Origin of the sequence: Photorhabdus sp. S10-54 (genome assembly GCF_963878145.1) — a bacterium.
Taxonomy (GTDB): Bacteria; Pseudomonadota; Gammaproteobacteria; order Enterobacterales; family Enterobacteriaceae; genus Photorhabdus; species Photorhabdus kayaii.
The window spans coordinates 72,213-99,130 of record NZ_CAWNXG010000013.1; the positions used below are offsets into that span (position 1 = coordinate 72,213).

Below are 26,918 nucleotides of genomic sequence, written 5' to 3' on the forward strand. Positions count from 1 at the left end.
TCATCCCCTATATAACCAATACGCGGTGCTTTCAACAAACGCACCACTGCGTGTATAAAGGCGCAAAGCAGCAATGTTGCTGGTTTGTGTCGCAATCCTTAACTGCCGTATTTGGTGGCGTTGACACCACTGCTGCGCCGCCAACATCAATTTTGAGCCAATCCCACGGCCAATATTTCCTGGGAATACAGCCAGTAAACCTACACGAGCCTCTCCTGCTCCTATATCTCGTAAGGTAACAAACCCTGCAGGTTGCCCATTACCCCCATTTACCAGCAAACATTGATGATCAAATGTCCCCAATACCGCTTTTTCCACCCAAGTCGCGTAGAAACGACCACTATCCTGCGGTTGATACCACGGAGTTCGGAAACGACTCAAAGGAAATACGTTGGAAGCTACCTCCTTCAACATCGGGATATCTCGCCGCTCAGCCGAAAGCAACTTACTCTCAGAGTTGTCATTATTAGCATTTTCTATGCCAATCATTAAGGAAAGGTCTACTTCCCCTTCCACTAACGAAAAGCCCAACGCGGATAATCCATCAATAAGATCCAATCGCTGCGCAGGTACTTTAGCTTGCACTAAAGCATACTGTTCTAACTGAGATGAGGTTAGCAGACCAGCATCAGGTGTGAAATCAAGGCGAGCGGTGGATAGCCCAAAATAGTGACTATCCCACTCTAACGGTTCAATATTGGCGCGCACGAACATGGAGCAGATCCAGCAGATATTGGCCGTAGCCAGTTTTTGACAAAGATTTTACTGTTTCTCTTAACTGTATATCATCCAGCCAACCATTACGCCAAGCGATCTCTTCAAGACAGGCGATCTTAAAACCTTGACGCTTCTCTACGGTCTGCACAAAAGTACTGGCCTCAATCAGGCTGTCATGAGTGCCAGTATCCAGCCAGGCAAAACCACGCCCTAACAACTCGATGTTTAGTTCACCACGTTCCAAATACATCTGGTTAATACTGGTAATTTCCAGTTCACCTCTGGCAGAAGGCTTGACCTGCTTAGCAAAATCTACTACTTGATTATCGTAGAAATAGAGACCCGTCACCGCCCAGTTGGATTTTGGCTTTTCTGGTTTTTCCTCAATGGAAAGAACGCGGAATGCGTCATCAAATTCCACCACCCCAAACCGCTCAGGATCCATCACTTGATAACCAAAAACAGTCGCCCCTGTTCCACGGGAAACAACATTCCTCAGTTTTGGGCTGAACCCTTGTCCAAAGTAGATATTGTCTCCCAATACCAAGCAGCAAAGCCCGCCGTTGATGAACTCCTCACCAATCAAAAATGCCTGAGCTAAACCATCCGGTGATGGCTGTTCTTTATAGCTTAAGTGAATACCAAATCTGTCACCATCACCTAACAGCCGGCGGAAAGAAGGTAAATCTTCTGGTGTAGAGATAATCAGAATATCACGTATCCCTGCTAGCATGAGTACTGACAAAGGATAGTAGATCATTGGCTTATCATAAATTGGCAGTAATTGTTTGGAAACACCCTGTGTTATCGGATGCAACCGGGTTCCTGATCCACCTGCCAGAATGATCCCTTTCATATTTACTGCCCCCATCGTCATTCAGTTTTTACCTAATCCAAGGCGTTCACCGGCATAAGAGCCGTCTTGAACTTTACGCCACCAGTTTTCATTTTCTAAATACCATTGAACTGTTTTGCGAATACCTGATTCAAATGTTTCTTGTGGTCTCCAGCCTAGATCTCGTTCAACTTTCGCCGCATCAATAGCATAACGCATATCATGGCCTGGGCGATCTGCAACATAAGTAATCAAATCTCGATAATAAGCAATACCCGCTGGTTTCTCAGGACAAAACTCTTCCAGAAGCTCACAAATCGCACAAACCACATCAATATTTTTGCGTTCATTATGACCTCCAATATTGTAGGTTTTGCCCGGTTCAGCTTCTGTCACAACCAAATAGAGCGCTCTGGCATGGTCTTCCACATACAGCCAATCGCGAATTTGTTTCCCTTCACCATATACCGGTAAAGATTTTCCTGCTAATGCATTTAAGATCACCAGTGGGATCAGTTTTTCCGGGAAATGGTAAGGACCATAGTTATTTGAACAATTGGTGATAACGACCGGTAAACCATAAGTCCGGTGCCATGCTCTTACCAGATGATCGCTGGATGCTTTGGACGCCGAATATGGGCTACTTGGCGCATAAGGTGTTGTTTCAGTAAAGAGGCCCTCTTCACCATGTAAATCACCATACACTTCATCTGTTGAAATGTGGTGAAAACGGAAAGCAGCTTGTTTCTCTTCATTGAGTTTCTGCCAGAAAGCACGCGCAGCTTCCAACAAAGTATAAGTACCCACAATGTTGGTTTCGATAAATGCCGCAGGGCCATCAATAGAACGATCCACATGGCTTTCTGCCGCCAAATGCATCACACAATCCGGCTGATATTGTTCAAAGACCCGATCCAGCGCTCCGCGTTGACAGATATCAACCTGCTCAAACACATAACGAGGGCTATCCGCAATCGGGGCAAGAGACGCCAGGTTACCGGCATAAGTCAGGCTATCAACTACAACCACACTGTCTTCTGTATTATCAATAACATGCCGTACAACAGCGGAGCCAATAAAACCTGCACCACCTGTGATTAGAATACGTCTCAACGCCAGACTCCTTTTGTATCCACAATCCACTTCTGTTTAATTTCATGACTATTTACAGCTTTAAACTGATTATGATCTACCAGCATCAACAGAATATCTGCTTCTTCCAGCGCTTTTTCCAGATTAACTAATAGAGTTATTTCCTTCAAGGGAGCGGGTAATTCATGAATATGAGGTTCTACAGCCAGCGTTTCACCTGCATGCCATTGCGCAATCATACCGGTGATATGGGCTGCTGGACTCTCACGCAAATCGTCAATATTTGGTTTAAATGCCAAACCAAAACAGGCAATTTTCACTTCGCTTGCACGTTTTCCACTTTCAGCCAAACAATCCGCAACAGCCGCTTTTACTTGATCCACAACCCACAATGGCTTGTCATCATTAATCATACGTGCTGTATGAATAAGACGTGATTGTTTCGGGTTTTGAGAAACAATGAACCACGGATCAACAGCAATACAATGACCACCCACGCCAGGACCTGGTTGGAGAATATTTACACGCGGATGGCGATTTGCCAAATTGATCAATTCCCACACGTTGATACCTTGATCAGCACAAATCAGGGAAAGTTCGTTGGCAAATGCAATGTTTACATCTCGGAAACTGTTTTCTGTCAGCTTACACATTTCTGCCGTTCTTGAATTAGTGATAACACATTCACCTTCAAGGAAAATTTTATACAGCTCACTAGCTCTGGTTGAAGATTTTGACGTCATACCACCAACAACACGGTCATTCTTAATTAATTCAACCATAACTTGCCCTGGCAACACACGTTCAGGACAGTAAGCGATATCAATATCAGACTCCTCTCCCATCTGTTGTGGGAACGTTAAATCAGGGCGCACTGCTGCCAACCATTCTGCCATCTGCTCCGTCGCGCCTACTGGTGAGGTAGATTCTAAAATAACCAAATCACCTTTTTTCAGAACTGGCGCCACAGATTCGGCTGCGGAACGGACATACGTCATATCCGGCTCATGATCGGCTTTAAAAGGCGTCGGAACAGCTATCAGAAAAGCATCTGCGGGTAACGGAGCAATCACTGCTTTCAGGTAACCGCCTTCTACGGCAACTTTCACCACTTTGTCTAGATCCGGTTCTACAATATGAATTGCACCACGGTTGATGGTTTCTACCGCATGCTGATTGACATCCACGCCAATGACTTTCTTATTACGGGATGCAAACGCTGCCGCCGTTGGCAAACCAATATAACCAAGACCAATAACAGAAATAGTTTCAAAGCTCATAGTGTCACCTGATTTTTTTCAAAGCGTCGAGAATACGTTGACAGGCATCGCCATCCCCGTAAGGATTATGAGCGCGGCTCATTCGCTGATAGGCAGCATCGTCTGTCAACAATCGAGTCACCTCTTCCACGATAGTTCTTGTTTCCGTCCCTACCAAACGTACCGTTCCAGCATCAACCGCCTCTGGCCGTTCAGTAGTATTACGCATTACCAATACCGGCTTTCCTAAAGAAGGGGCTTCTTCCTGAATACCACCGGAATCTGTCAGGAGCATATAGGCATGGTTCATTAGATAAACAAATGGCAAATAATCCTGAGGTTCAATAAGAATAATGTTATCAATATCATGCAAAATGCGCTTTACTGGCTCACTGACATTCGGGTTTAGATGAACCGGATAGACTACTTGCACATCTGGATGAACACGGGCTATCTGTGCCAAAGCTTCACAAATTCGCTCAAATCCGCCACCAAAACTTTCACGACGATGCCCTGTCACCAGAATCATTTTCTTATTAGTATCAATAAACGGGTAGTGCTTCGCCAGCTTACTCCGCATAGCCTCGTCATTCATTATTCGATCGCGTACCCACAACAACGCATCAATTACTGTATTTCCGGTAACAAAAACCCGATTATCTGCAATTGATTCTTTCAATAAATTATTGTGAGAATTTTTTGTCGGAGCGAAATGATACATTGCCAGATGCCCAGCAATCTTACGGTTTGCCTCTTCCGGCCAAGGGGAATAAAGATCACCCGTTCTTAATCCAGCTTCAATGTGACCAACAGGGATACGTTGGTAGAACGCAGCCAAACTGGTTGCCATCGTTGTTGTCGTATCTCCGTGAACCAATACAACATCAGGCTTAAATTCTGCTAAAACAGGCTTCAATCCTTCCAAAATACGACAGGTAATATCCGTTAGATCTTGCCCTGATTTCATAATATTGAGATCAAAATCAGGAGTAATCTCGAAAAGGTGTAACACCTGATCCAACATTTCCCGATGTTGGGCGGTGACACATACTTTCGCTTCGAAGGCTTCATCCTCTGCCAATGCGTGTACTAGCGGAGCCATCTTGATAGCCTCCGGCCGAGTACCAAACACAGTCAACACTTTCACAGTGACTCTCTTATAGTCAGTAACTTGCAGATTTTCCTGCAAACAATACTCTGAATGCCATTTACTCCTGCTGGAGTCGCAGAAAATATCCTTCAGAAACAGTTATTCCTAATAATTATCTGATTATTTACGCGAACATCTAACCAATGCCACGCCAGCTCCCACTAAAGCGCCAACTGCACCCCACATGATCATCAAAAACATTCTGCGAGGGCTGTCTCTGGTAACAGGCTCCTCTGGTGTTCTCAAATAGCGGTAAGCCTGGAATTGATCCTGTAATGTCGGGTGAACATTCAATGCTGCTAACATTGCAATATTTTGGTCATAGTCCACATCATACTTAGGCCCTATTGCTTCCAAAGTCTCAAGTTGAGCCTGTAACAACGGAGCCCCTAACATAAACATTTTTGAATCGGGCAACTGATCCACCGGTGTATCCGTTTGATTGCGCTGAATCCCTTGTTTTTCCGCAATTTTCAGGGACTGCTGTAATACATTCATTTCGCGGTTATAAACCGCTTTAGCGACCATTTCTTGGCGCTTAACCAGTGCATCCATAGATTGGGCACGGGTAACCCATGCACCTTTTACTTCATCATTTAAATGAGTACTGGCACGACTATTGGCAAAAGAAATGTACTGGCGCAGGAGTTGATTTGCTTGTCTAGAAGACTCAGCGGTCAGTTTAATGCTGTCATTCAGCACTTTTTTATCATCATGAGGAATAAACTGAATATTATTGATTAATTCATCTAATAAGGCCGCATCAGCTCTGGCATCGCCCTCCTGCTGCTGTTTGTAATAATCAGATTTCAACCAAAATTCACGGCGAGTATCATATGCAGCAACCTGAGTGATAAACTCCTTATAGGCTTCTTCTGGAATAGACGGTAACTGAGTTTCCAGTGAAATGTTAATGTGAGTATCCAGATTGCGCAAAAACTGCTGCTGAGAGTAATAACTTCCCAACTGATTAGTCGTAGGCAGATCAGTGATTGCGGTGGCACTCCATTTTTGTTGCATCAGATAAGATGCTCCTAACGCCGCGGTTGCGAAAATTATTGCCAGTGCAACGATCCATACCTTTCCATGCCATAACGCCCTGCACAAGGCTCTGATATCTAGCTCATGCTCCAGAGCTTGTTCATCCTGAATAGATTTCGTTTCTGATTTTATCACTGCACAGAACCTCCGCTGATAATAGATGTTTAATGGTTAGCTGAACGGCGCATACGACGCTTTTGCCGTTTAATGAAACGAGCTACCTTCCATACACGCTTGAGGCAATAGCCATACAACACAAATGCAAGCAAGAACAGTGCCAACATTATCCACTCAGGCACAAATTCCAACCATTCTCCAGTAATGCCGACAGCGGCTAATAAAGCGGCAACAACAGTGATTAAAATAAAAGCCTGACGTGATGAGAATCCAGACCGCATAACTAGGTGGTGAATATGTTGCCTGTCAGGAGAAAATGGGCTCATTCCTTTCCGTAACCGGCGGTACATAATAGCAACCATATCCATTAATGGAATGGCAACAATCCACAACGCAGTAACTGGATTAACAGGATGCTCATTCCCCTGAGTAGATTCAATGAGCAGCCAGATAATGGTAAAACCAATCAGTGTACTGCCCGCATCCCCCATAAATACTTTGAAACGTTGGCTTAATAAACCAAGATTAAGGACAATATAAGGGAAAATGGCAGCAATAAATGCAAAACACCATAATGCTAGTGCCGTATTACCACTTTGATACAGTAAGATCCCCAAAGCACCGAAGGAGACACAGGATAATCCGCCTAATAATCCATCTATCCCATCAACCATATTGAATGCATTGATAGCAGCCCAGACAGCAAATAGTGTCACAACATAACTAAACGGTCCAAGTGTCATGTCCCAAGGGCCAAAAGCATAACCAAGACTATCTAATTTCAGTCCAGCAAAATACATCATCGCAATACCAACCAGAGCTTGGATGGCTGCCCGGACCTTAACGCTGATATCAAAACGGTCATCCAATGCGCCGACAAATACCAATACACCGGCACAAACCAAATATAACCACTTGTGAGGAATAAATTCTTTTGTGATAACAAAAGCAAAACAGATGCCAACAAATATTGATATTCCTCCAACCAGAGGCACTAACCCCTGATGACACTTACGATAATTGGGCTTATCAACAAGACCAACTTTCTTTGCTATTTTGCGAGCCATAAACAAAAACGCAAAAGAAAATAGAAAAACATAAAAAATTTCAATATTCATGCTGAGAATATTCACGATGATAACTCTCTGTAAAAAGTAAACACACCCTGGTCATTTATCAACCGAAAACATATGATTTTCTAGCCAGAATCTACCCTCACGAGCGCCTAGCTTACGAAAACACTGCTTATATGAAAAAATTAATGGCCCTTATGCTCTTACATCATTCTTTTAATATTTATTTCAAATATATGGCAGCAGATACAGCTTGCAAAATACATGCCATATATAGCTATAACAGTGCGGTGAATACAAAAAACGCCACGAAACTGTGGCGCTAATTAAAATGATCATGAACTGAGTTAAAAACTATGAACGTTTCATCATGTCAAAGAAATCGTCATTCGTTTTGCTCATAGCCAGTTTGTTGATAAGGAATTCCATCGCATCAATTTCGCCCATCGGATGAATAATTTTACGCAGAATCCACATTTTCTGTAGCTCTTCAGAGGTGGTGAGTAGCTCTTCTTTACGTGTACCAGAACGGTTGTAATCGATAGCTGGGAAGACGCGTTTTTCAGCAATTTTGCGGGAGAGATGCAGCTCCATGTTACCAGTGCCTTTGAACTCTTCGTAAATCACTTCATCCATCTTAGAACCCGTATCCACCAACGCAGTCGCAATAATGGTCAAGCTTCCGCCCTCTTCCACATTACGCGCAGCCCCGAAGAAACGTTTCGGACGATGTAACGCGTTAGCATCCACACCACCAGTCAATACCTTACCGGATGCGGGAACAACAGTGTTATAGGCACGAGCTAAGCGAGTAATAGAGTCAAGCAGAATAATCACATCTTTTTTGTGTTCAACCAGACGTTTTGCTTTCTCAATAACCATCTCTGCCACCTGAACGTGACGAGAAGCAGGTTCATCAAAAGTAGAAGCAATAACCTCACCTTTTACCAGGCGTTGCATTTCAGTGACTTCTTCTGGACGTTCATCAATCAGAAGTACCATCAATACACAATCTGGATGATTGTGGGCAATGTTAGCAGCAATATTTTGCAGCAACATCGTTTTACCCGCTTTTGGTGGCGCGACGATCAGACCACGTTGTCCACGGCCAATCGGGGCAGCCAGATCCAGAACACGGGCAGTCAGATCCTCAGTGGAACCATTACCACGTTCCATACGCAGTCGGCTATTAGCATGCAGCGGGGTTAAGTTTTCAAAAAGAATTTTACTGCGAGCATTTTCTGGTTTGTCAAAATTAACTTCGTTAACCTTCAACAGGGCAAAATAGCGTTCACCTTCTTTAGGTGGACGAATTTTACCTGAAATTGTGTCACCGGTGCGGAGGTTAAAACGACGGATTTGGCTGGGAGAAACGTAGATATCATCGGGGCCGGCAAGGTAAGAGCTGTCTGCTGAACGGAGGAATCCAAAGCCATCCTGCAATATCTCCAACACGCCATCACCGAAGATATCTTCCCCACTTTTCGCATGCTGCTTAAGGATAGAGAAGATAATATCTTGTTTACGCATACGGGCTAGATTTTCCAGCCCCATATTTTCGCCGAGTGTAATCAGTTCAGATACCGGCGTATTCTTTAATTCGGTAAGATTCATAATGGTGGGTTCTTAAACTCGGGGTATATCTCGAACTATGAACGTGAATAGTATGGCAGCGTCATCGATCGGTGCCTGTTTATTTTGTACAAAAACAAATCAGACCTTTAATACATTATTCATATAAAAAGGTAATAATTTGAAGTACTAAGATTGAGCTCAAATAAGACTGACAGGCTGTCAAAAACGCTGTTGAGATAATGCTGAAACATTACTGATTTCTATAAAAACTATCTCAACGTAACGAGCTATACGCCAGATTATTCCCGTATAACCCATTGGATATTTTAGACTATCCAGAGATAACAGACTTATCAGACACTACAGATTATTCAGTATGCAACATACTTCTAACATGATGTATGTGATACAAGCAGTAGCGCTAACTTATCACGCTTCTTTACGGACGTCTAGCGGTCAATGAAATAAATAATAGTATACGCTAAACGTCCGGTATTAATGTGAGCTCTCTTCAATCAGAGATTAGCGTCCAAAAATTCTTTCAATTGAGTTTTTGACAGTGCTCCCACTTTTGTAGCAGCAACTTGACCATCTTTAAATAGCAACAGTGTTGGAATACCACGGATACCATATTTAGGAGCAGTTGCCGGGTTTTCATCAATGTTCAGTTTAGTAATAGTCAGTTTGCCGGAATATTCTGGGGCAATTTCATCTAAAATAGGTGCAATCATTTTACATGGTCCACACCACTCAGCCCAAAAATCAACAAGAACCGGACCTGTTGCTTTAAGAACGTCAGTATCAAAGCTAGCATCACTCAAACGAATAATTTTATCGCTCATTTTTTACTCCAAAGAATAATTTTTTACCATGCTAGTGTAACATTACTGATATAAGGTTGCCTTTATTTCAGCGGATACACTTTCGTAAGACAATGGTTAACTGATATTCTACCACACTATGAGTAAAACACACTTGACAGAAAAGAAGTTTTCCGACTTCGCCTTGCACCCCAAGGTTATAGAAGCTCTTGATAATAAGGGCTTTTCTAATTGTACACCGATACAAGCACTGACATTGCCTTTCACTGTCGAAGGTCGTGATGTCGCGGGGCAAGCGCAAACCGGTACGGGGAAGACGCTAGCATTTTTAGCGTCTGCTTTTCATTATTTACTGACTCATCCCGCAGCGGAGGAGCGTCAAACCAATCAGCCAAGAGCGCTGATTATGGCTCCTACCCGCGAGCTCGCTGTACAGATTTACTCTGATGCAGAAGATCTGGCACAGGCAACAGGTCTAAAGATGGGTCTTGCCTACGGCGGTGATGGTTACGACAAACAGCTGAAAATACTAGGATCCGGTGTTGACATCCTTATCGGCACTACCGGACGTCTAATCGACTATACCAAACAGGGGCACATTAATCTGAATGCGGTCCAAGTTGTGGTTCTTGATGAAGCTGATCGCATGTATGATCTCGGTTTTATCAAAGATATCCGCTGGCTATTCCGTCGAATGCCATCAGCAAACGAACGTATGAACCTATTGTTTTCTGCCACACTCTCTTACCGAGTCCGAGAACTGGCATTTGAGCAAATGAATCATGCAGAGTATGTCGAGGTAGAACCGTTACAGAAAACGGGACACCGTATCCGCGAAGAGCTGTTTTATCCTTCTAATGAAGAAAAGATGCGCCTGCTTCAAACGTTATTGGAAGAAGAGTGGCCTGATCGATGCATTATTTTCGCCAATACAAAACATCGTTGTGAAGATATCTGGGCGCATCTGGCTGCTGACGGACATCGAGTTGGGTTACTAACCGGTGATGTAGCACAAAAAAAACGGTTACGCATTCTGGAAGAATTCAGCAACGGCAATATTGATATTCTAGTTGCAACTGATGTCGCAGCCCGTGGATTGCACATTCCTTCAGTCACTCATGTTTTTAATTATGACCTACCAGACGACTGCGAGGATTATGTTCACCGCATTGGCCGTACTGGTCGTGCAGGTGAAAGTGGCTATTCGATCAGCCTAGCCTGTGAAGAATATGCACTAAACCTGCCAGCGATTGAAGATTATATTCAACACCCTATCCCGGTCAGCAAATATGACAGTCAAGCCTTGCTGAAAGATTTACCGGTACCTAAACGCCGACACCGTCCGCGTTCAGGAAACCATCAGCGTCGTAACAACTTGTCGCATCGTAATAATACACCACGTAATAACCGTAAACGTTCAGGCTGAAAATGATGCTGAGTTCTTCTTCGCTCTATGCGGCTATCGACCTAGGTTCAAACAGTTTTCACATGCTGGTTGTGCGTGAAGTATCCGGCAGTATGCAGATACTGGCACGAATCAAACGTAAAGTCAGGCTGGCCGCTGGATTAGATAAAAATAACCGCTTATCTCAACAGGCAATGGAGAGAGGCTGGCAATGTCTCAGGATTTTTTCTGAACGCTTACAGGATATACCTCCATCACAAATCCGCGTTGTTGCTACGGCAACTTTACGCATCGCTGAAAATTCAGACGCATTTGTGAAAAAAGCATCAGAAATCCTTGATTGTCCGGTTAAGGTAATCAGTGGCGAAGATGAAGCTCGGCTTATTTATCAAGGCGTTGCTCATACAACTGGCGGCCCTGAAAAACGTCTGGTTGTCGATATTGGTGGTGCAAGTACAGAACTGGTTACGGGGAATGGGGCAAAAGCCTCTCAGTTATCCAGCCTAAGTATGGGTTGTGTTACCTGGCTTGAAGGCTACTTTAATGACCGTAGCCTGACGGAAGAAAATTTCGCCAGAGCCGAAGCTGCCGCACATGAAACGTTGAAACCCATTGCCCCAAAACTGATCGAACAAGGCTGGCAGATTTGTGTAGGTGCTTCCGGTACCGTTCAGGCTCTGCAAGAAATCATGATTGCTCAAGGTATGGATGAGCTGATCACTTTGCCGAAACTTCAGGAGCTCAAACATAAAGCGATTGAATGCGGTAAGCTGGAAGAGCTGGAAATAGAAGGATTGACGCTGGAACGGGCTTTGGTTTTCCCAAGTGGCCTTGCTATCCTGATAGCGATTTTCCAGGCATTAAATATTGACAGTATGATCCTTGCGGGCGGCGCTTTACGGGAAGGTCTTGTTTACGGCATGCTGGATTTACCAATAGAACCAGATATTCGTACCAGAACACTACGAAATATACAGCGACGTTTTCAGTTAGACGTTGAACAGTCTCAACGGGTCAAACAATTGGCTGAACACTTCCTACAACAGATTGCTAAACCTTGGGAGCTTGATAGCCGATGTCATGAATTATTACAAAGCGCCTGTCTGATACATGAAATTGGCCTAAGTATTGATTTCCATCATGCTCCGTCACATGCAGCCTATCTGATCAATTATCTCGCTCTCCCCGGCTATACGCCTGCGCAGAAAAAACTCTTAGCCACATTGCTAAAGAACCAGAGTGGCCCTATTGATTTGTTTTCCTTTAATCAACAAAACGCCTTACCTCTGATACAAGCTCAACGTTTATGTCGTCTGTTGCGGTTAGCTATCATCTTTGCCAACCGTCGTCGAGATGACACGCTCCCTGCTCTACATTTAAAAGTGAATGATGAAGCGTTAACAATAACGTTACCTCATGGCTGGCTAATGCAACACCCTCTGAGGGCAGAGTCTTTACAGCAGGAAATCCAGTGGCAAAGCCATGCTCAATGGTCACTTGTTTTAGGCGAGCAGGATACTCAAACCTGAATAAAATCACTTTCCCTGTATCTCTGTGATACAGGGAATCTCCAACATATTTACGACTTATTTTTTTGTCCAAGCCCTAAACGCGATTTGATATCCGCGATACGCGATTGCCCTTTTTGCATTCTTTCTTCTGCTGTCACTATTTTTTTATCTTGTGACCAATGTAAGTCATCCTGTGGCAACTCATGCAAAAAACGGCTTGGTTCTGGACGGATTAATTCGCCATATTGACGACGCTCTTTACATAAAGTAAAAAATAACTCCCGTTGAGCACGGGTGATCCCTACATAAGCCAGTCGTCGCTCTTCATCAATATTTTCTTCATCAATACTGCTCTGATGAGGCAACAGCCCTTCTTCCATGCCGACCAGAAATACATAGGGAAACTCCAATCCTTTAGAAGCATGTAGAGTCATCAATTGCACCTGATCAAACTCCTCACCATCTTCGCCTCGCTCCAGCATATCCCGTAATGTGAAACGCGCGACCACCTGAGATAAAGTCATTGCTTCGTTCAGTTCATCACCTTCCAGCATTTCACTCATCCAAGTGAATAACTGATTAATATTTTTCATCCGCATTTCAGCCGCTTTCGGACCCGGGGATGTTTCGTACAGCCAGCTTTCATAATCCATACCATGTAGTAGATCACGCACAGCTAGCAAAGGATCTCGTTCAACCTGACGAGTTATCTCATCCATCCAGTGAGTAAAACGCTGTAATGCCGCCAAACCGCGGCCAGTTAGACTTTGTTCCAAACCAAGATCGAAACTAGCCTGATAGAGACTTTTATTGCGCTGATTCGCCCACTCACCCAGTTTTTGAATGGTAGCCGCACCAATTTCACGTCTTGGTGTATTGACAATTCTTAGGAACGCACTGTCATCTTCGGGATTAGTCAGCACCCGCAGATAAGCTAGCAAATCCTTAATTTCAGGGCGGGCAAAGAAAGAAGTACCACCAGAAATCCGGTAAGGAATGCGGTTTTGCATCAGCATCTTTTCAAACACGCGGGATTGATGATTTCCTCGGTAGAGAATAGCGTAATCTTTATATTGGGTCTTATTGATAAAGTGATGTGCCATCAGCTCCCCAATAACCCTTTCCGCCTCATGTTCTTCATTATTAGCTGTAATCACTTTCAATGGATCACCATACCCCAGTTCAGAAAAAAGCCGTTTTTCAAACACGTGAGGGTTATTGGCGATCAAAATATTAGCTGCTTTCAGAATACAGCCAGAGGAACGATAATTCTGTTCCAGTTTAATCACATTAAGCTTTGGGAAATCCTCTTTCAGTAACACCAAATTTTGTGGTCTTGCGCCGCGCCATGAATAGATCGACTGGTCATCATCACCCACCACCGTAAAACGAGCCCTTTGCCCCACCAACAATTTAACCAGTTGATATTGACTGGTATTGGTGTCCTGATATTCATCTACCAACAGATAACGGATACGGTTTTGCCAACGCTCTCTGACTTCATCATCATGCTGCATCAGCAAAGTCGGTTTGGTAATCAGATCGTCAAAATCCAATACATTACAGCTCGCCAGATGTAAATCATAACGGCGATAACATTCAGCAAACTGATGCTCCTGAGCAGAACGGGCCAATGCCAAAACTTGCTGTGGAGAAAGCAGATCATTTTTCCAGTTTGAAATGGCAGAGATCAATTTTTGTAATAGATCTTTATCTTCCTCCAGTAAATCAGCTGTTAAATCTTTCAACAGGGCCATCTGATCCTGATCATCAAACAACGAGAAATTGCTTTTCATTCCTAACGCTTTGTACTCGCGCTTAATGATTTCCAACCCCAACGTGTGGAAAGTAGAAATCATCAGCCCCTTAGCCTCTTTGCGCTCCAGAGTTTGTGCCATACGCTCTTTCATTTCCCGTGCGGCTTTATTAGTAAACGTCACAGCGGCGATATGACGAGGCTGATAGCCACAAATGCGGATAAGATGAGCAATTTTATTGGTAATCACTCTAGTTTTGCCGGAACCTGCCCCAGCCAGGACCAGACAAGGACCGGTAACAAATTCGACAGCTTGTTGTTGGCTAGGATTTAATCGCATGATGTTTAATAAGTTATATCAGGACAGTATCTCAGGGGATAGAATTGTAGCAGAAAGGGGAGAAAGGAAACGCGGTTTTCTTTGTGAAGAAAAAGGACTCTACTGGTTGATAAATATTAAATGCAAAGAGGGAGAATTTCTCCCCCTTATCTTTATCAATATCAACCACCAACAGCAATACGTTTCATATCTGTCATGTAACCACGTAATACACGGCCAACAACTTCAATTGGGTGGTTACGAATAGCCTCATTTACATCGCGTAACTGGGCGTTATCGATACCGTTATCAACAACGAGTTTACCTAAATCACCCGCCTGTAGCGAACCCATAAACTTCTCTTTCAGCAGTGGGACCGCAACATGAGAGAACAAATAGTTACCATATTCTGCTGTATCAGAAATAACAACATTCATTTCGTACAGGCGCTTACGAGAGATAGTATTCGCAATCAGCGGTAATTCATGCAGAGATTCATAATAGGCAGATTCAGCAATAATACCGGTATCAACCATAATTTCGAATGCCAGTTCAACTCCAGCTTTCACCATAGCAACCATTAAAACGCCATGATCAAAGTATTCCTGCTCACTGATTTTGCCATCATATTCAGGTGAATTCTCAAACGGAGTGTTACCGGTTTCCTCACGCCAACCTAACAGTTTCTTATCATCATTGGCCCAATCAGCCATCATACCGGAGGAAAATTCACCAGAAATGATATCATCCATATGTTTCTGGAACAGCGGCGTCATCATTTCTTTCAACTGCTCAGACAAAGCATACGCTCGCAGTTTTGCCGGGTTAGACAGGCGATCCATCATCAGGGTAATGCCACCTTGTTTCAGTGCTTCTGTGATGGTCTCCCAGCCAAACTGGATCAGCTTTCCTGCATAACCGGGTTCAACGCCATCTGCCACCAGTTTGTCATAACACAACAGTGAACCCGCCTGTAACATACCGCACAGAATAGTTTGCTCACCCATCAGATCAGATTTCACTTCAGCCACGAAAGAAGATTCCAGAACACCGGCGCGATGCGCACCTGTTGCCGCTGCCCATGCCTTAGCGATTGCCATACCTTCACCTTTCGGATCGTTTTCCGGGTGAACTGCAATCAAAGTAGGAACACCAAAACCCCGTTTGTATTCTTCACGTACTTCCGTACCAGGACACTTAGGCGCTACCATCACCACAGTGATGTCTTTACGGATTTGTTCACCTACTTCAACAATATTTAAACCGTGAGAATAACCCAGTGCAGCGCCTTCTTTCATCAATGGTTGAACTGCGCGAACAACAGAAGAGTGTTGCTTATCTGGCGTCAAGTTAATTACCAAATCAGCCTTCGGTATTAACTCTTCATAAGTGCCGGCTTGAAAACCATTTTCCGTTGCTTTACGCCATGAAGCACGTTTTTCTTCAATGGCCTCTTTACGCAGGGCATAAGTGATATCCAGACCTGAGTCACGCATATTCAGGCCCTGATTCAGTCCCTGCGCTCCGCAACCGACGATAACCACTTTTTTACCTTTTAAGAATCCTGTCTCATCAACAAACTCTTCCCGCGCCATAAAACGACATTTACCTAACTGCGCCAACTGCTGACGCAAATTCAGCGTATTAAAATAATTCGCCATTAGTGACTCCGTTATCATGTTGTGCTCAGCGCTCAGCAATGAAATGCTGTGACTGTTTTTTAGATTTCCCCACCCTGTGGGGTGTTTATATATTTTCAATATATGACATGAAAGCCATTGCTTAAATTGATATATTAACAATACTACATTGCACTTTATGCAATACAGATTATTGGACAGGAAAAGGAGAATAGGCTATGGATATACGCGACCTCAAACTGTTTCTACATCTGGCTGAAAGCTGTCATTTTGGTCGTACAGCAAAAGCAATGCATGTCAGTCCATCCACATTATCTCGCCAGATTCAGCGTATTGAAGATATTTTGGGGCATCCATTATTTTTACGGGATAATCGCACTGTAAAATTGACCTTTGCCGGTGAGCAATTTAAACAATTCGCCCAACAGACACTGTTGCAATACCAGCAACTAAAACACTCATTGAATCAACAAAGCCCATCTCTAAGCGGCGAGTTACGTCTGTTTTGTTCAGTCACTGCGGCCTACAGTCACTTACCACAGATCCTAGACCGTTTTCGTGCGGAACATCCTATGGTTGAAATCAAACTCACCACAGGTGATGCCGCAGATGCGGTCAATAAGATACAGTCTAATGATGCCGATTTAGGCATCGCCGGTAAGCCGGAAAAACTACCAGACAATGTCAGCTTCACCAAAATCGGTGAAGTCCCACTGGTACTGATTGCGCCTTCCCTCCCTTGCTCTGTACGAGCACTTGTAATACAAAAGTCCCCTGACTGGAATAGCATTCCCTTCATTTTGCCGGAACATGGCCCTTCACGTAAGCGCATTGAGCACTGGTTCCGTCACCATAAAATTACCAACCCATCGATTTACGCTACCGTGTCCGGTCATGAAGCCATTGTTTCTATGGTTGCATTGGGTTGTGGAGTGGCATTAATTCCCAATGTCGTTGTAGAAAACAGCCCTGAACCGGTACGCAGTCGCATATCTTTATTGGACAACATCTCTCTAGTAGAACCGTTCGAATTGGGTATATGTGTACAGAGAAAACGGCTTAATGAACCCCTGATTAAAGCATTTTGGGGATTGTTATAACAAACTGCCCTAACAGGTCTTTTTATTCATTACAAGCCTGATACAACTTATTTTCGGTATTATACCAATACACTTATAATTTATGTGGCCTAATTCACAAAGAACATAAAAATATAACCATATTGTTCTCATGATAATATGTTTAATATAAGTTATAACCAATCAAAATAATTATATGAAAATATTGGCTCCTCATTAAATTTTTGGTCATTAATTATGTCACTAAAGAAAATACTTTTAATTATATCAAGTAGATAGTAGCTATTTAACGTTAAACAATTTAGATATTGTTAAGATTGACCAGCAAAAACCGAATATTCCACCAGCAAAAAACAGAGTGGAAAATAATTCTTTTCGCCATGTCATAACGATATATTCCAATAGTGAAATTATTTTTTCCAGATACCAAAGGAGGCGGCTTAATAATAATTATTTAATGGTATTGTGACGATATAGTAACTAATAATAATTATTTAATGAGTTAATATAATTTAATTAAAAAATAACATCAAGGATTCATAATAATTAAATAAAATAATTAATTCAAATACACAAAACAATTTAATAAAGGACACCATCATGTTACACAAAATAGACAAATCACCGTATTTTATTAAATTCTATAAATTTCATCTACAAGATCTCGTCTTCTCTTATAATATGCAAACAGAATGGCATCATCATCCTTGCATCCAATTAAGTGTATCACCACATAATTCACTCATGAGGGTTGATACCGAAAATGAATCGAGACAAGTACATGGATTCATTATTTCTTCTAATATTAAACATAGATTACACTCGGAAGGGCAACTCTGCTTTAATCTACTGATAGACCTAGCCAATCCACTATGTCATTTATTACTACATCAAATGAGAGGCTCAGATATAGTATACTTAAATCAAGAATCATCCAGTTTAATAGCAAATTACTTTATTAATTGTTTACAGTCAGAAACCTCTCCAGATATTTTCATCTTAAATAACCTTTTAGGTAAAATAGAAGATTGCCATTGTTATCAGGACAAACGAATCATGAAAGCAGCCTCTCTTATTACTGAATTACCGGTTAAATGTATATCTTCTCGTGAAATATCAAACCAACTCTATTTATCCGAAAGCCGATTCTTACATCTATTTAGAGAAAAGATGGGAACTAATTTCCGTAGTTATCTATTATGGAAACGTCTGCATCATGCTATTGATGAGATACATTCATCAGATTCACTGACTTTATTAGCTTGTAATAGTGGATTTTCAGATGGCGCACACTTCAGTCGTACCTGTATGACGCTATATGGATTAAGGCCCTCTGAATTAAAACATGCCAGTAAGAACAGAATTCAGCAAGCACAACAAAAATATTTCAATTTATCATCAACATTAACAGGTCTAAATTTTACAAAGAAAAATATCTGTGTTATGAATAAATAATATTTTTGATACATTACCTAAAATAAATAATTTCTATTTATAACCGTTATTATCAAAGCCAATATGTTAGAGATTCTGTATCATTTTATTCCTAATAGCACATTTACTATATTATGCACTCTTAGTAATGATACAGAATTCAGAATAACACCATAACAATACTACCTAATAAACCATCAATCCACGACAAATAAAACATACAGAGTAAAATATCACTATTATGAATTAATCATTCATTTTAATGATACATGCTCTTTCAGATAATTTTCCACCCATTTAGCGACCCGACAAGTGTCTTTATAAGCCCCTAACATCAGTTCAGAACCACGGCTACTCAACCATTTCCGCCCAACGATAAATAACCCAGGATAAGGCGTTTTCCCACCTTCTGCATGACCATTTTTACAAACGAATCCATTAGCATCCGCAGCACCGGGAAGCGTTAACCATGCCGTATCATCTTTATACCCCAAACACCAGATAACCGTATCCACCTCATATTGATTGCCGGACGAATCACATAATTTATTGTCTTTTATATCAACTAGCCTATTCGCTATTTTTATACCCCAAGCAGCTAGCCGATGGTTTTTCAGGTCACCACAAGGAATAGGATTACGCCGCCGCATAATTTTCCCTACTAAACTGTAATAATTGGCAAATAACAGACCGCTTTTACTTAACCACCAAAATATATCTTTGCCCAATATTCTATTAGGTAATAGAGGACGGGAGGAACCGCAAAATAATGTCACCTTCGCAGTTGCTGCCAAATCTTTAGCAATCTGACGACCACTCGCACCATCACCAACGACAGCAACTCGGCTGCCCGTTTTAATTTGCTTAGGTTCCCGGTATTGATCTGCTGCAATTTGTTGTATATCTGTAGAAAACCGTTCAGCAAGCGCCGGAATATCAACTAATTGATTAGCCCCTGTTGCATTAACCAAACAAGGCGCATGAAATACTTTCCCATCTTTTGTTTTAACACGATAGCCATCTGTATCATGCTTCACCTCAATCACTTCGGTTTGAGTATGTATCGCAAGGTTATGATGTGAAGCATAGCGCTCAAGGTAATCAGCAACTTCATTTTTATCTGGATAACCTTCTTTAATTCCAGGAAACGGTAAGCCATGAAGTTGAGTCATACCGCGTGAAGTGAATAATAGCATATTATCTGGGCGCCTGCGCCACACATCACCAATACGTGCCTCCCGCTCTAATATGCAGACATTAATATTCTTAGCCGCAAGGATAGCAGCTAAACTTAACCCGGCTTGACCGGCACCCACAATTAAGCAATCCATTTTCATCATGCGTACTCGTTTTTTAATTTGGCATTTATTTATATTTTATTTCTATCATTATCCCAATCTTAGGACAATGAAAAAATTTACAAAAAGAACATTCAATAGATCAAAAAACAACGAACTTCACAAAAATATAAAAGACAATTAAAAAATTTACTTGAATTAACTGGTCATATTCGCACTAAAGTGAATATTTTGAATAAACCAGCTATTTTTAGCATAATTTTAACAATATTGACAAATCCATATAATGATCAAAGCAATAATATAGCCAATTTATTCAATAAAAATAAATTATTAATGACTATCATTTTTGCCTACGTAACTTATGCTTTATCGCTATAACTTATAATAAGCAAAGACTAATTTATCTACTCTTTACCCTACCGGAGATGAAAAAATGGAAAATATCAAAAATATATATGACGATATAAAATCTCGTGGCGGAAATCCGTTGAAGTGGTTAATAGCCGATGTTGACCTTCTCTATAAGCTGTCTAAAGAAGAGCAACAAGAATTAAAAACCTGTTTGCTTAAGGACGCTTTTAATTTCCATTATCATAATAACCCTTACTATAAAGATATTTGTGAAAAACAAGGTATTAAACCAGAAGATATCCAGAATTATAATGACTTAGTTCGCATCCCACTAATACCCGTTGCAACTTATAAATCAGCCGAAAGTCACCGTTTATTAAGCAAGCCATTATCTGAAATCGAACATGAAATGCGCTCAACGGGTACCAGTGGAATTCCTAGCGTTTATCGTCGTTGCCACGATACGATGGATCATACAGTATTGGCTGTCTATTCCAATTATCGCAGTATGTTCAAAGTATCTGGCGGTGCCGGCCTATGTTTATGCCCGTCAACAGAAGATATTCCAGAAATGGCACTGGTCAAAATCTTTAATTTCCTGACAGGTTTGTTAGATACCCGACGCTATATGATTAATCAGGACCGCTTTTCTCCAGAAGATGCACTGAATCAATTAATCCAGTGGAAAGGTAAGTTCACTCGTCATTTAATTGGCCCTCCATTCATGATCCATCGTTTTATCACGTTCCTAAAAGAGAATAATACCAAGCTCACTTTAGATCGCGATAGTATGGTAATCACCATGGGCGGCTGGAAACGTTTTACCGGGGATATGATCTCCCGCGGCGAATTAAATGCAGATATCGAAGAATGGATGGGCATTCCAGTTTCCCGGATACGTGATATGTATGGTCTGGTTGAAGCAAACGTTCTTGCCATCGAAGATGAATATAACCATAAGCATGTTCCACCTTATATTCATTTCTCCGTCCGTGATCCTAATGATTTAACACGTGAGCTACCTGAGGGTGAAACCGGGCAATTAGTGATCCTAGATCCACTCTCTGTTTCCACTCCCGGCATGTTACTGACAGAAGATTTGGTCTATTTGCGTACCGATCCTAATAAATCCTGGCGTAATTCTCAGCGAGTTCAGTTTGTTATGCGTACCGCTGCTGCTAAAGAGTTTGGTTGCTGTGCAGTCAACCTTGAGAGAAAAATGTCAGACGATGAAGGTACTTCAGCTACACCCGCTGTATAAATAGCAAGGTGGAATTATGTTTAACAACATCATTATTGACAACTTTTGCAATCCTGACTGCCAAGGGATGTTATCTGCCCCCACCATTAAACTGGCATTAGGTAACCCTGTATGCGGTGACAAGGTTGATATCGACCTGACACTGGATAACCAAGGGCGGGTAAATAATGCCTGTTTTCGTGCATGGGGATGTACCGCCTCTCTGGCAATGTCTAACCAATTTTGTCGTCATGCTAAAGGTAAGACTCTCGAAGAATTGAATGCATTATCGCCTGAGGGAATAGATGCATTATTAGGCGAGTTAGAACCCGCACAGCAACACTGCCTTGATATGCTGCATAAGCTATTTGAGCAGCTAAAGGGAAAAATATGACAAGTCTATATTTCGACTACAACGCCACAACACCGCTAAGTGTTAAAGCGCAGTTGGCGATTAAAGACGCAATGTCTATTTTTGCTAACCCGTCTAGCCACTACAGCTTAAGTGGCACGGCGAAAAAGTTGCTCACTGACGCTAGAAGATCGATGGCTGCATTGATGGGCACAGTCCCTGAGCAAATCCTATTTACATCAGGGGGAACCGAAAGTAATAACCAAGCCTTATCCAGCTTGTTAGCAACACTTTCCGGTTCGGATCTGTCTGCTCATCATGTTATTAGCTCTTCCATTGAGCATCCGTCTGTTCTGGCACCGTTACTCTGGTATCAGCAACACGGGCTCCAGCTAACGCTGATCAATCCCGATAATCAAGGACGGATCAGTGTACAAAGTATCCAGGAAAACCTACGACCACAAACACGTCTGATCACATTGATGGCGATTAACAACGAAACCGGCGTGATCCAGCCCTATGAAGCGGTCGCCTCTTTAGCAAAAGAGGCCGGTGTTTATCTACATATCGATGCAGTACAGGCTATTGGTAAGCTTCCTTTTAGCTGTGACACACTTTCCGGCGTAACGACCGTATCTTTCTCCGGCCATAAGTTTAACGGCCCGAAAGGTATTGGTGGACTCTACCATGCACCAGGTATTCAATTAAATCCCTTGCTACATGGTGGAGGGCAAGAACAAGGAGTACGCAGCGGCACTGAGAACACCTTAGGACTTGCTGGACTGGCAGCGGCAGCTAAAGAATCACTGAACGGCTTGCAAGGACGCTTCAATACTTACAAAGCGCTCAGAACAACCTTGCTATCTCTGTTAGATCAATATCATGTTAACTACCTGATTAATGGTAATACCAATCCAGCGTTTCAGGCACCTTGGACTCTCAATTTAAGTTTCCCTGGTATTCGTGCTGAATCGCTAGCCAGCAGGCTAGATTTACGTTACGGCATCTCTTTATCCTTAGGATCAGCCTGTAGCAATAACAAATCAACACAACGTTCTCATGTTCTGGCTGCTATGAGGCTCCCCGATGATCGTATTGATAGTGCGGTACGCATCAGTTTCGGATATACCACAAGCCAAGATGATATTGAGATATTGGCTAGCGCTATCAAACAAGAAACATATAACTTACTTAAAATTTCAGGGAAATCTTTAATCACCCAGGAATAATAGCAAAACGATATTTAAAAAACGGTGTGGCAGGAATAACGCATTTATTAATTGGTACCTACACCCTATGGATTTCAAGATGCATCACGACGGCAACGGAGCGAATCCCCGGGAGCACAGCTAACTGTGTGACCGGGATGAGCAAGTGCAGCCAACAAAGAGGCAACTTGAAAGATAACGGGTATATATTCCTGCACCTAAGCTCCGCCAATATTTTTCAAATTTTTAGGGGATATTAATATGAAACTATTTGAATTACTTCAATCTCAAATTACTGAATTAACTGATATCGAACCAGAAGATATTACTCTTGACACCCTGCTTGATGATATTCATCTGGTGAGTCTGGATTTTGTTTCTATTCAGGTTGCTTTAAAAAGAGAAATGGGAATTCAACTGAATTTCGATAAGTTCCAACGAGATAACACGACGACAATCGGTGATTTCGTCAATTATGTCAGTGAATTAACAAAATAATCATCACCAATGCACTTGGATGTTAGCTGTCTATGACGATATCACAATGCAGCTAACATTCATTTTTATGATGCTTTTATCTGCCAATCCTATTATTTGGTTGTATTAAAAATAAAGCATGTCACCAGGAAATAAATTTTGGAAATAATGTTTCATGAATATTCAAACAGGCTATCACCGCGTTGCCGTCACAGGCTATGGTTCTATCTGTTCACTTGGGCAAAATACCCAAGAAATTTGGGACGCAATTCTAAACTATCGTGTAGGCTACAAAAAGGAAGACCACCCAGACGTTTCTGTCGTAGCAAAGTTTTTCGGCAATATCCCTTTTTCTCCTGATGTATCTCGGTTTTCCAAAAAGTTATTAAAGAACCTGCCCAAATTCAGCAAACTTGGGCTGATTGCTGCGGATGAAGCAATCAAGATGGCATTTGGTCACGATAAAGCCGCTCTTGACGAAAATTATTCTCCTTTTGAACGCGGCGTCATTTTTGGCACTGGCTGGGGTGGAGAAGATGCAACCGTTGAAAACAGCCATTCCTATGCTGACCAAGGCATTGCTTCACCTATGACCAATATTATGTCTATGCACAGCGTAGGGACAGCGGCAATTTCAATGAACTGGAATTTACGGGGATATCAAAATACCCCGGTTGCAGCTTGTGCAACTGGCAGTATGGCGATAGGTGATGCGTTTGAACTTATCCGCAGTGGACGCACTAAAATGATGCTAGCAGGGGGCGGTGAAAGCATCAGAGATCCATTCATTGTCTGGAGTATCGACATTCTTGGAGCATTGAGTAAAGAACAGGAATCTGTCGAAAAGGCCTGCTGCCCATTCAGTAAAGATCGTAGTGGTTTTGTTATGTCGGAAGGCGCTGCAATATTATGCCTTGAAGACTATGACAGCGCTGTTGCCAGGGGAGCCAAAATACTGGCGGAAGTGATTGGCTATGGCAATAACTCTGATGCGTCAGATATGACAGCCCCGGCACCAGATTGCAAAGGACGGGTCATGGCGATTCAGATGGCGCTGGAACAGGCCAAGCTCTCCACCTCAGATATTCACTATATTAATGCTCATGGGACATCAACCCCATTAAACGACATTAACGAAACCGATGTTCTAAAAATAAGCCTGGGCGAGCACGCTTATCGTATCCCTATTTCCAGTACAAAATCCTATACAGGCCATCTTATTGCCGGAGCCGGAGCAATTGAATCCATTTTCTGTCTCAAAGCGATAGAGACAGCAACGATTCCCGCAACGATGCACTTGAATAACCCTGATCCGCTATGCGATCTGGATTATGTCCCCAATACCCACCGAACTCACCAAGTTGTTGACACTGCTTTAAATGTTAACTACGGATTCGGTGGCACAAACTGTGCACTTATTTTCAGGAAAGCCGACAGATGAACGTTCAATTTCGTAAAGAAGATCTCAGTCAATGGGCTAAATTCTCTGGCGACTACAATCCTATCCATTTTGATGAAAAAATCGCTAGAGAAGTCGGGTTGGGTGGTATTGCAGTACACGGCATGCTGGCAATGATCCCGCTCAAAAGCGGATATGATTATCTGTCACAACCAAATGGGGAAATGGGCAGACAGTGGCACGTTAATTTACGCAATCCCGTACCTCTGGATGCCTGCTATTGCGTCAAAACTAAGCACACTGACCAAAATGGGAAAACGACCTTTAATCTGCAAGACGAAACAACCAACCTGAAACCTCTAGTTGGTCACTATAGTTGTTTCGATTTTTCACAAAAAACTAGCTTTCCCGAAAAACCACGTTGCCAAGTTCCCATACAAGAGACAATAAAAAAATCCATCGAATTTAAACATACCTTTCCAGAAGTCAATGAATTCTGGATCTTTCTTGATGCTCTGATGTTTTATCTTTTTATGCAGCAAAGTGCCAAAACTGCACTAGCAACAGAATTTAAAACCTATTTTGGCAAACAAGAACATGATGAAACATGCCTCAAAGACCTCATTGTTTTGCATGTTATGCACACTGTGAGTTTCTCTCCAGCGCTGCTTAATCACCAAATCCCAGATGAAATGCCAAAGATCGAATATATGATCCTACCAAAAGATACATTCGACGTTGATGGTTCGTTATACGGTACGTTGGAAATCCCGATCTGGCTGAATGGCAAAATCTCTTTAGTTGTTGAGATGAGTCTGATGGGAACAACAAAAAGAAAGCAGATTGCCAACTAAGATTTGATGAATGCGGTATTGGCAGACGGATGGCAAAAATTTAGAGGAATAACTTAATGAGTATCAGCACCCCTTGGGTTTTTATTTCAGGAGGATCACGTGGTATCGGCAAAGGCATAGTAAAAATGCTGGCTGCTCAGAACTATCACGTGGTTTTTACCTATAAATCAAGCACAAATGAAGCTCAAACATTATGTCAGGAAATTGAACAGCAAGGTTATCGCTGTGAGGGCTATCAATGTGATGTCTCAAACGCCGAAGAAGTCAAAACATTGTCAACAGAGCTTATCTCACGATATGGCTCTCCCTATGCCATCATCAATAACGCCGGAATTACACAAGATGCATTACTGATAAATATGAAAGAAGAAGAGTGGCACAATGTCATTTCTACCAATCTTTCTTCTGTTTATTTAGTCAATCACGCTTTTCTCCCTGAAATGATTACTGCGGGAGAAGGCTGCATTATCCACATAAGCTCAGTCACTGCGTTTAAAGCCAACTCAGGGCAAGTTAACTACGCTGCAACCAAAGCCGCTATGATCGGTATTACCCGCTCGTTAGCGGTTGAAGTTGGCCGATTTAATGTTCGAGTCAATACCGTTGCGCCTGGCTTGATTGATACTGAAATGTTGGATCATATCCCTGCATCACACAGGAAAAAACTGTTATCTACCATTCCATTGGGCCGTTTAGGTTCAGTGGAAGATATTGCTCTGGCAATCAATTTCCTGCTCAGCCCCGGAGGACGCTACATCACCGGGCAAACATTCGTTATTGATGGAGGAATGACTGCCTGAGTCAGTTAAATAATTAACATCAATAGCTTCGTATCCTTATTATGTGATTATTTGTACCCAGATAAATGTTCTGGGTACTGACACAAAATACTGTTAATCATTGCCAGATAGA

23 protein-coding genes are annotated in these 26,918 nt (G+C 42.3%); 11 read left to right on the plus strand and 12 right to left on the minus strand.

Annotated features, from left to right (window positions below; translation table 11 throughout):
- The 9 genes from rffC to trxA form a co-directional block, all read right to left on the minus strand.
- Positions 1-714 carry a dTDP-4-amino-4,6-dideoxy-D-galactose acyltransferase gene (rffC, locus tag AACQ83_RS09775; protein WP_112877304.1) on the minus strand — a complete coding sequence of 238 codons (714 nt, stop codon included), beginning with the start codon at positions 712-714 and terminating at the stop codon, positions 1-3.
- Complete coding sequence (rfbA, locus tag AACQ83_RS09780; protein ID WP_112877340.1) at positions 692-1,573, minus strand: glucose-1-phosphate thymidylyltransferase RfbA; 882 nt, start codon at positions 1,571-1,573, stop codon at positions 692-694. The genes rffC and rfbA overlap by 23 nt, the downstream gene beginning before the upstream one ends.
- A 21-nt stretch (positions 1,574-1,594) precedes the next feature.
- Complete coding sequence (gene rffG, locus AACQ83_RS09785; protein ID WP_112877305.1) at positions 1,595-2,665, minus strand: dTDP-glucose 4,6-dehydratase; 1,071 nt, start codon at positions 2,663-2,665, stop codon at positions 1,595-1,597.
- Positions 2,662-3,924, minus strand: a complete 1,263-nt coding sequence (wecC, locus tag AACQ83_RS09790; RefSeq protein ID WP_112877306.1) for a UDP-N-acetyl-D-mannosamine dehydrogenase — start codon at positions 3,922-3,924, stop codon at positions 2,662-2,664. The genes rffG and wecC overlap by 4 nt, the downstream gene beginning before the upstream one ends.
- A 4-nt stretch (positions 3,925-3,928) precedes the next feature.
- On the minus strand, positions 3,929-5,050 hold the full coding sequence (gene wecB, locus AACQ83_RS09795; protein ID WP_112877342.1) for a non-hydrolyzing UDP-N-acetylglucosamine 2-epimerase: 1,122 nt from the start codon (positions 5,048-5,050) through the stop codon (positions 3,929-3,931).
- 123 nt (positions 5,051-5,173) lie between these two features.
- Positions 5,174-6,229: an ECA polysaccharide chain length modulation protein gene (gene wzzE / locus AACQ83_RS09800; RefSeq protein WP_112877307.1), complete on the minus strand. Its 1,056-nt coding sequence runs from the start codon at positions 6,227-6,229 to the stop codon at positions 5,174-5,176.
- A 29-nt stretch (positions 6,230-6,258) separates the two neighbouring features.
- Positions 6,259-7,344, minus strand: coding sequence for a UDP-N-acetylglucosamine--undecaprenyl-phosphate N-acetylglucosaminephosphotransferase (gene wecA / locus AACQ83_RS09805; RefSeq protein WP_112877308.1), 1,086 nt, complete (start codon positions 7,342-7,344; stop codon positions 6,259-6,261).
- Positions 7,345-7,638: 294 nt separating this feature from the next.
- On the minus strand, positions 7,639-8,898 hold the full coding sequence (gene rho, locus AACQ83_RS09810) for a transcription termination factor Rho (protein ID WP_011148733.1): 1,260 nt from the start codon (positions 8,896-8,898) through the stop codon (positions 7,639-7,641).
- Positions 8,899-9,374: 476 nt separating this feature from the next.
- Positions 9,375-9,701: a thioredoxin TrxA gene (trxA, locus tag AACQ83_RS09815; RefSeq protein WP_112877309.1), complete on the minus strand. Its 327-nt coding sequence runs from the start codon at positions 9,699-9,701 to the stop codon at positions 9,375-9,377.
- A 118-nt stretch (positions 9,702-9,819) separates the two neighbouring features.
- Between trxA and rhlB the strand changes: the two genes are divergently transcribed.
- Positions 9,820-11,106, plus strand: a complete 1,287-nt coding sequence (rhlB, locus tag AACQ83_RS09820) for an ATP-dependent RNA helicase RhlB (RefSeq protein WP_112877310.1) — start codon at positions 9,820-9,822, stop codon at positions 11,104-11,106.
- Between the two features lie 5 nt (positions 11,107-11,111).
- Positions 11,112-12,614 (plus strand): guanosine-5'-triphosphate,3'-diphosphate diphosphatase, encoded by a 1,503-nt coding sequence (gene gppA / locus AACQ83_RS09825; protein WP_112877346.1) that lies wholly within the window; start codon positions 11,112-11,114, stop codon positions 12,612-12,614.
- A gap of 50 nt (positions 12,615-12,664) precedes the next feature.
- On the opposite strand, the gene rep is transcribed toward gppA, so the two are convergent.
- Positions 12,665-14,692: a DNA helicase Rep gene (rep, locus tag AACQ83_RS09830; RefSeq protein WP_112877311.1), complete on the minus strand. Its 2,028-nt coding sequence runs from the start codon at positions 14,690-14,692 to the stop codon at positions 12,665-12,667.
- Positions 14,693-14,853: 161 nt separating this feature from the next.
- Positions 14,854-16,332: a ketol-acid reductoisomerase gene (ilvC, locus tag AACQ83_RS09835; protein ID WP_112877312.1), complete on the minus strand. Its 1,479-nt coding sequence runs from the start codon at positions 16,330-16,332 to the stop codon at positions 14,854-14,856.
- Between the two features lie 197 nt (positions 16,333-16,529).
- On the opposite strand from ilvC, the gene ilvY reads away from it, so the two are divergent.
- Positions 16,530-17,411, plus strand: coding sequence for an HTH-type transcriptional activator IlvY (ilvY, locus tag AACQ83_RS09840; RefSeq protein ID WP_112877313.1), 882 nt, complete (start codon positions 16,530-16,532; stop codon positions 17,409-17,411).
- Between the two features lie 1,035 nt (positions 17,412-18,446).
- Entirely contained in the window at positions 18,447-18,845 is a 399-nt protein-coding gene (locus AACQ83_RS09845; RefSeq protein ID WP_240000763.1) for a helix-turn-helix domain-containing protein, read from the plus strand.
- Between the two features lie 233 nt (positions 18,846-19,078).
- On the opposite strand, the gene AACQ83_RS09850 is transcribed toward AACQ83_RS09845, so the two are convergent.
- Positions 19,079-20,197, minus strand: coding sequence for a flavin-containing monooxygenase (locus AACQ83_RS09850; RefSeq protein ID WP_315903380.1), 1,119 nt, complete (start codon positions 20,195-20,197; stop codon positions 19,079-19,081).
- Between the two features lie 361 nt (positions 20,198-20,558).
- Here AACQ83_RS09850 and AACQ83_RS09855 point away from each other — a divergent pair, with 361 nt between their 5' ends.
- From AACQ83_RS09855 to fabG, 7 genes are all read left to right on the plus strand, one after another.
- Positions 20,559-21,737, plus strand: coding sequence for a LuxE/PaaK family acyltransferase (locus tag AACQ83_RS09855; RefSeq protein WP_112877316.1), 1,179 nt, complete (start codon positions 20,559-20,561; stop codon positions 21,735-21,737).
- 16 nt (positions 21,738-21,753) lie between these two features.
- Positions 21,754-22,110 carry an iron-sulfur cluster assembly scaffold protein gene (locus AACQ83_RS09860; RefSeq protein WP_112877317.1) on the plus strand — a complete coding sequence of 119 codons (357 nt, stop codon included), beginning with the start codon at positions 21,754-21,756 and terminating at the stop codon, positions 22,108-22,110.
- Positions 22,107-23,297, plus strand: coding sequence for a cysteine desulfurase family protein (locus tag AACQ83_RS09865; protein WP_112877318.1), 1,191 nt, complete (start codon positions 22,107-22,109; stop codon positions 23,295-23,297). Before AACQ83_RS09860 ends, AACQ83_RS09865 begins: the two co-directional genes overlap by 4 nt.
- Positions 23,298-23,537: 240 nt before the next feature.
- Complete coding sequence (locus AACQ83_RS09870) at positions 23,538-23,774, plus strand: acyl carrier protein (RefSeq protein WP_112877319.1); 237 nt, start codon at positions 23,538-23,540, stop codon at positions 23,772-23,774.
- Between the two features lie 154 nt (positions 23,775-23,928).
- A complete protein-coding gene (locus AACQ83_RS09875) occupies positions 23,929-25,194 on the plus strand; it encodes a beta-ketoacyl-[acyl-carrier-protein] synthase family protein (RefSeq protein WP_112877321.1) in 1,266 nt (421 codons plus the stop codon).
- A complete protein-coding gene (locus AACQ83_RS09880; RefSeq protein WP_112877323.1) occupies positions 25,191-26,006 on the plus strand; it encodes a MaoC/PaaZ C-terminal domain-containing protein in 816 nt (271 codons plus the stop codon). The genes AACQ83_RS09875 and AACQ83_RS09880 overlap by 4 nt, the downstream gene beginning before the upstream one ends.
- Positions 26,007-26,062: 56 nt before the next feature.
- Complete coding sequence (gene fabG / locus AACQ83_RS09885) at positions 26,063-26,806, plus strand: 3-oxoacyl-ACP reductase FabG (protein ID WP_112877325.1); 744 nt, start codon at positions 26,063-26,065, stop codon at positions 26,804-26,806.
- Positions 26,807-26,918: the final 112 nt, after the last annotated feature.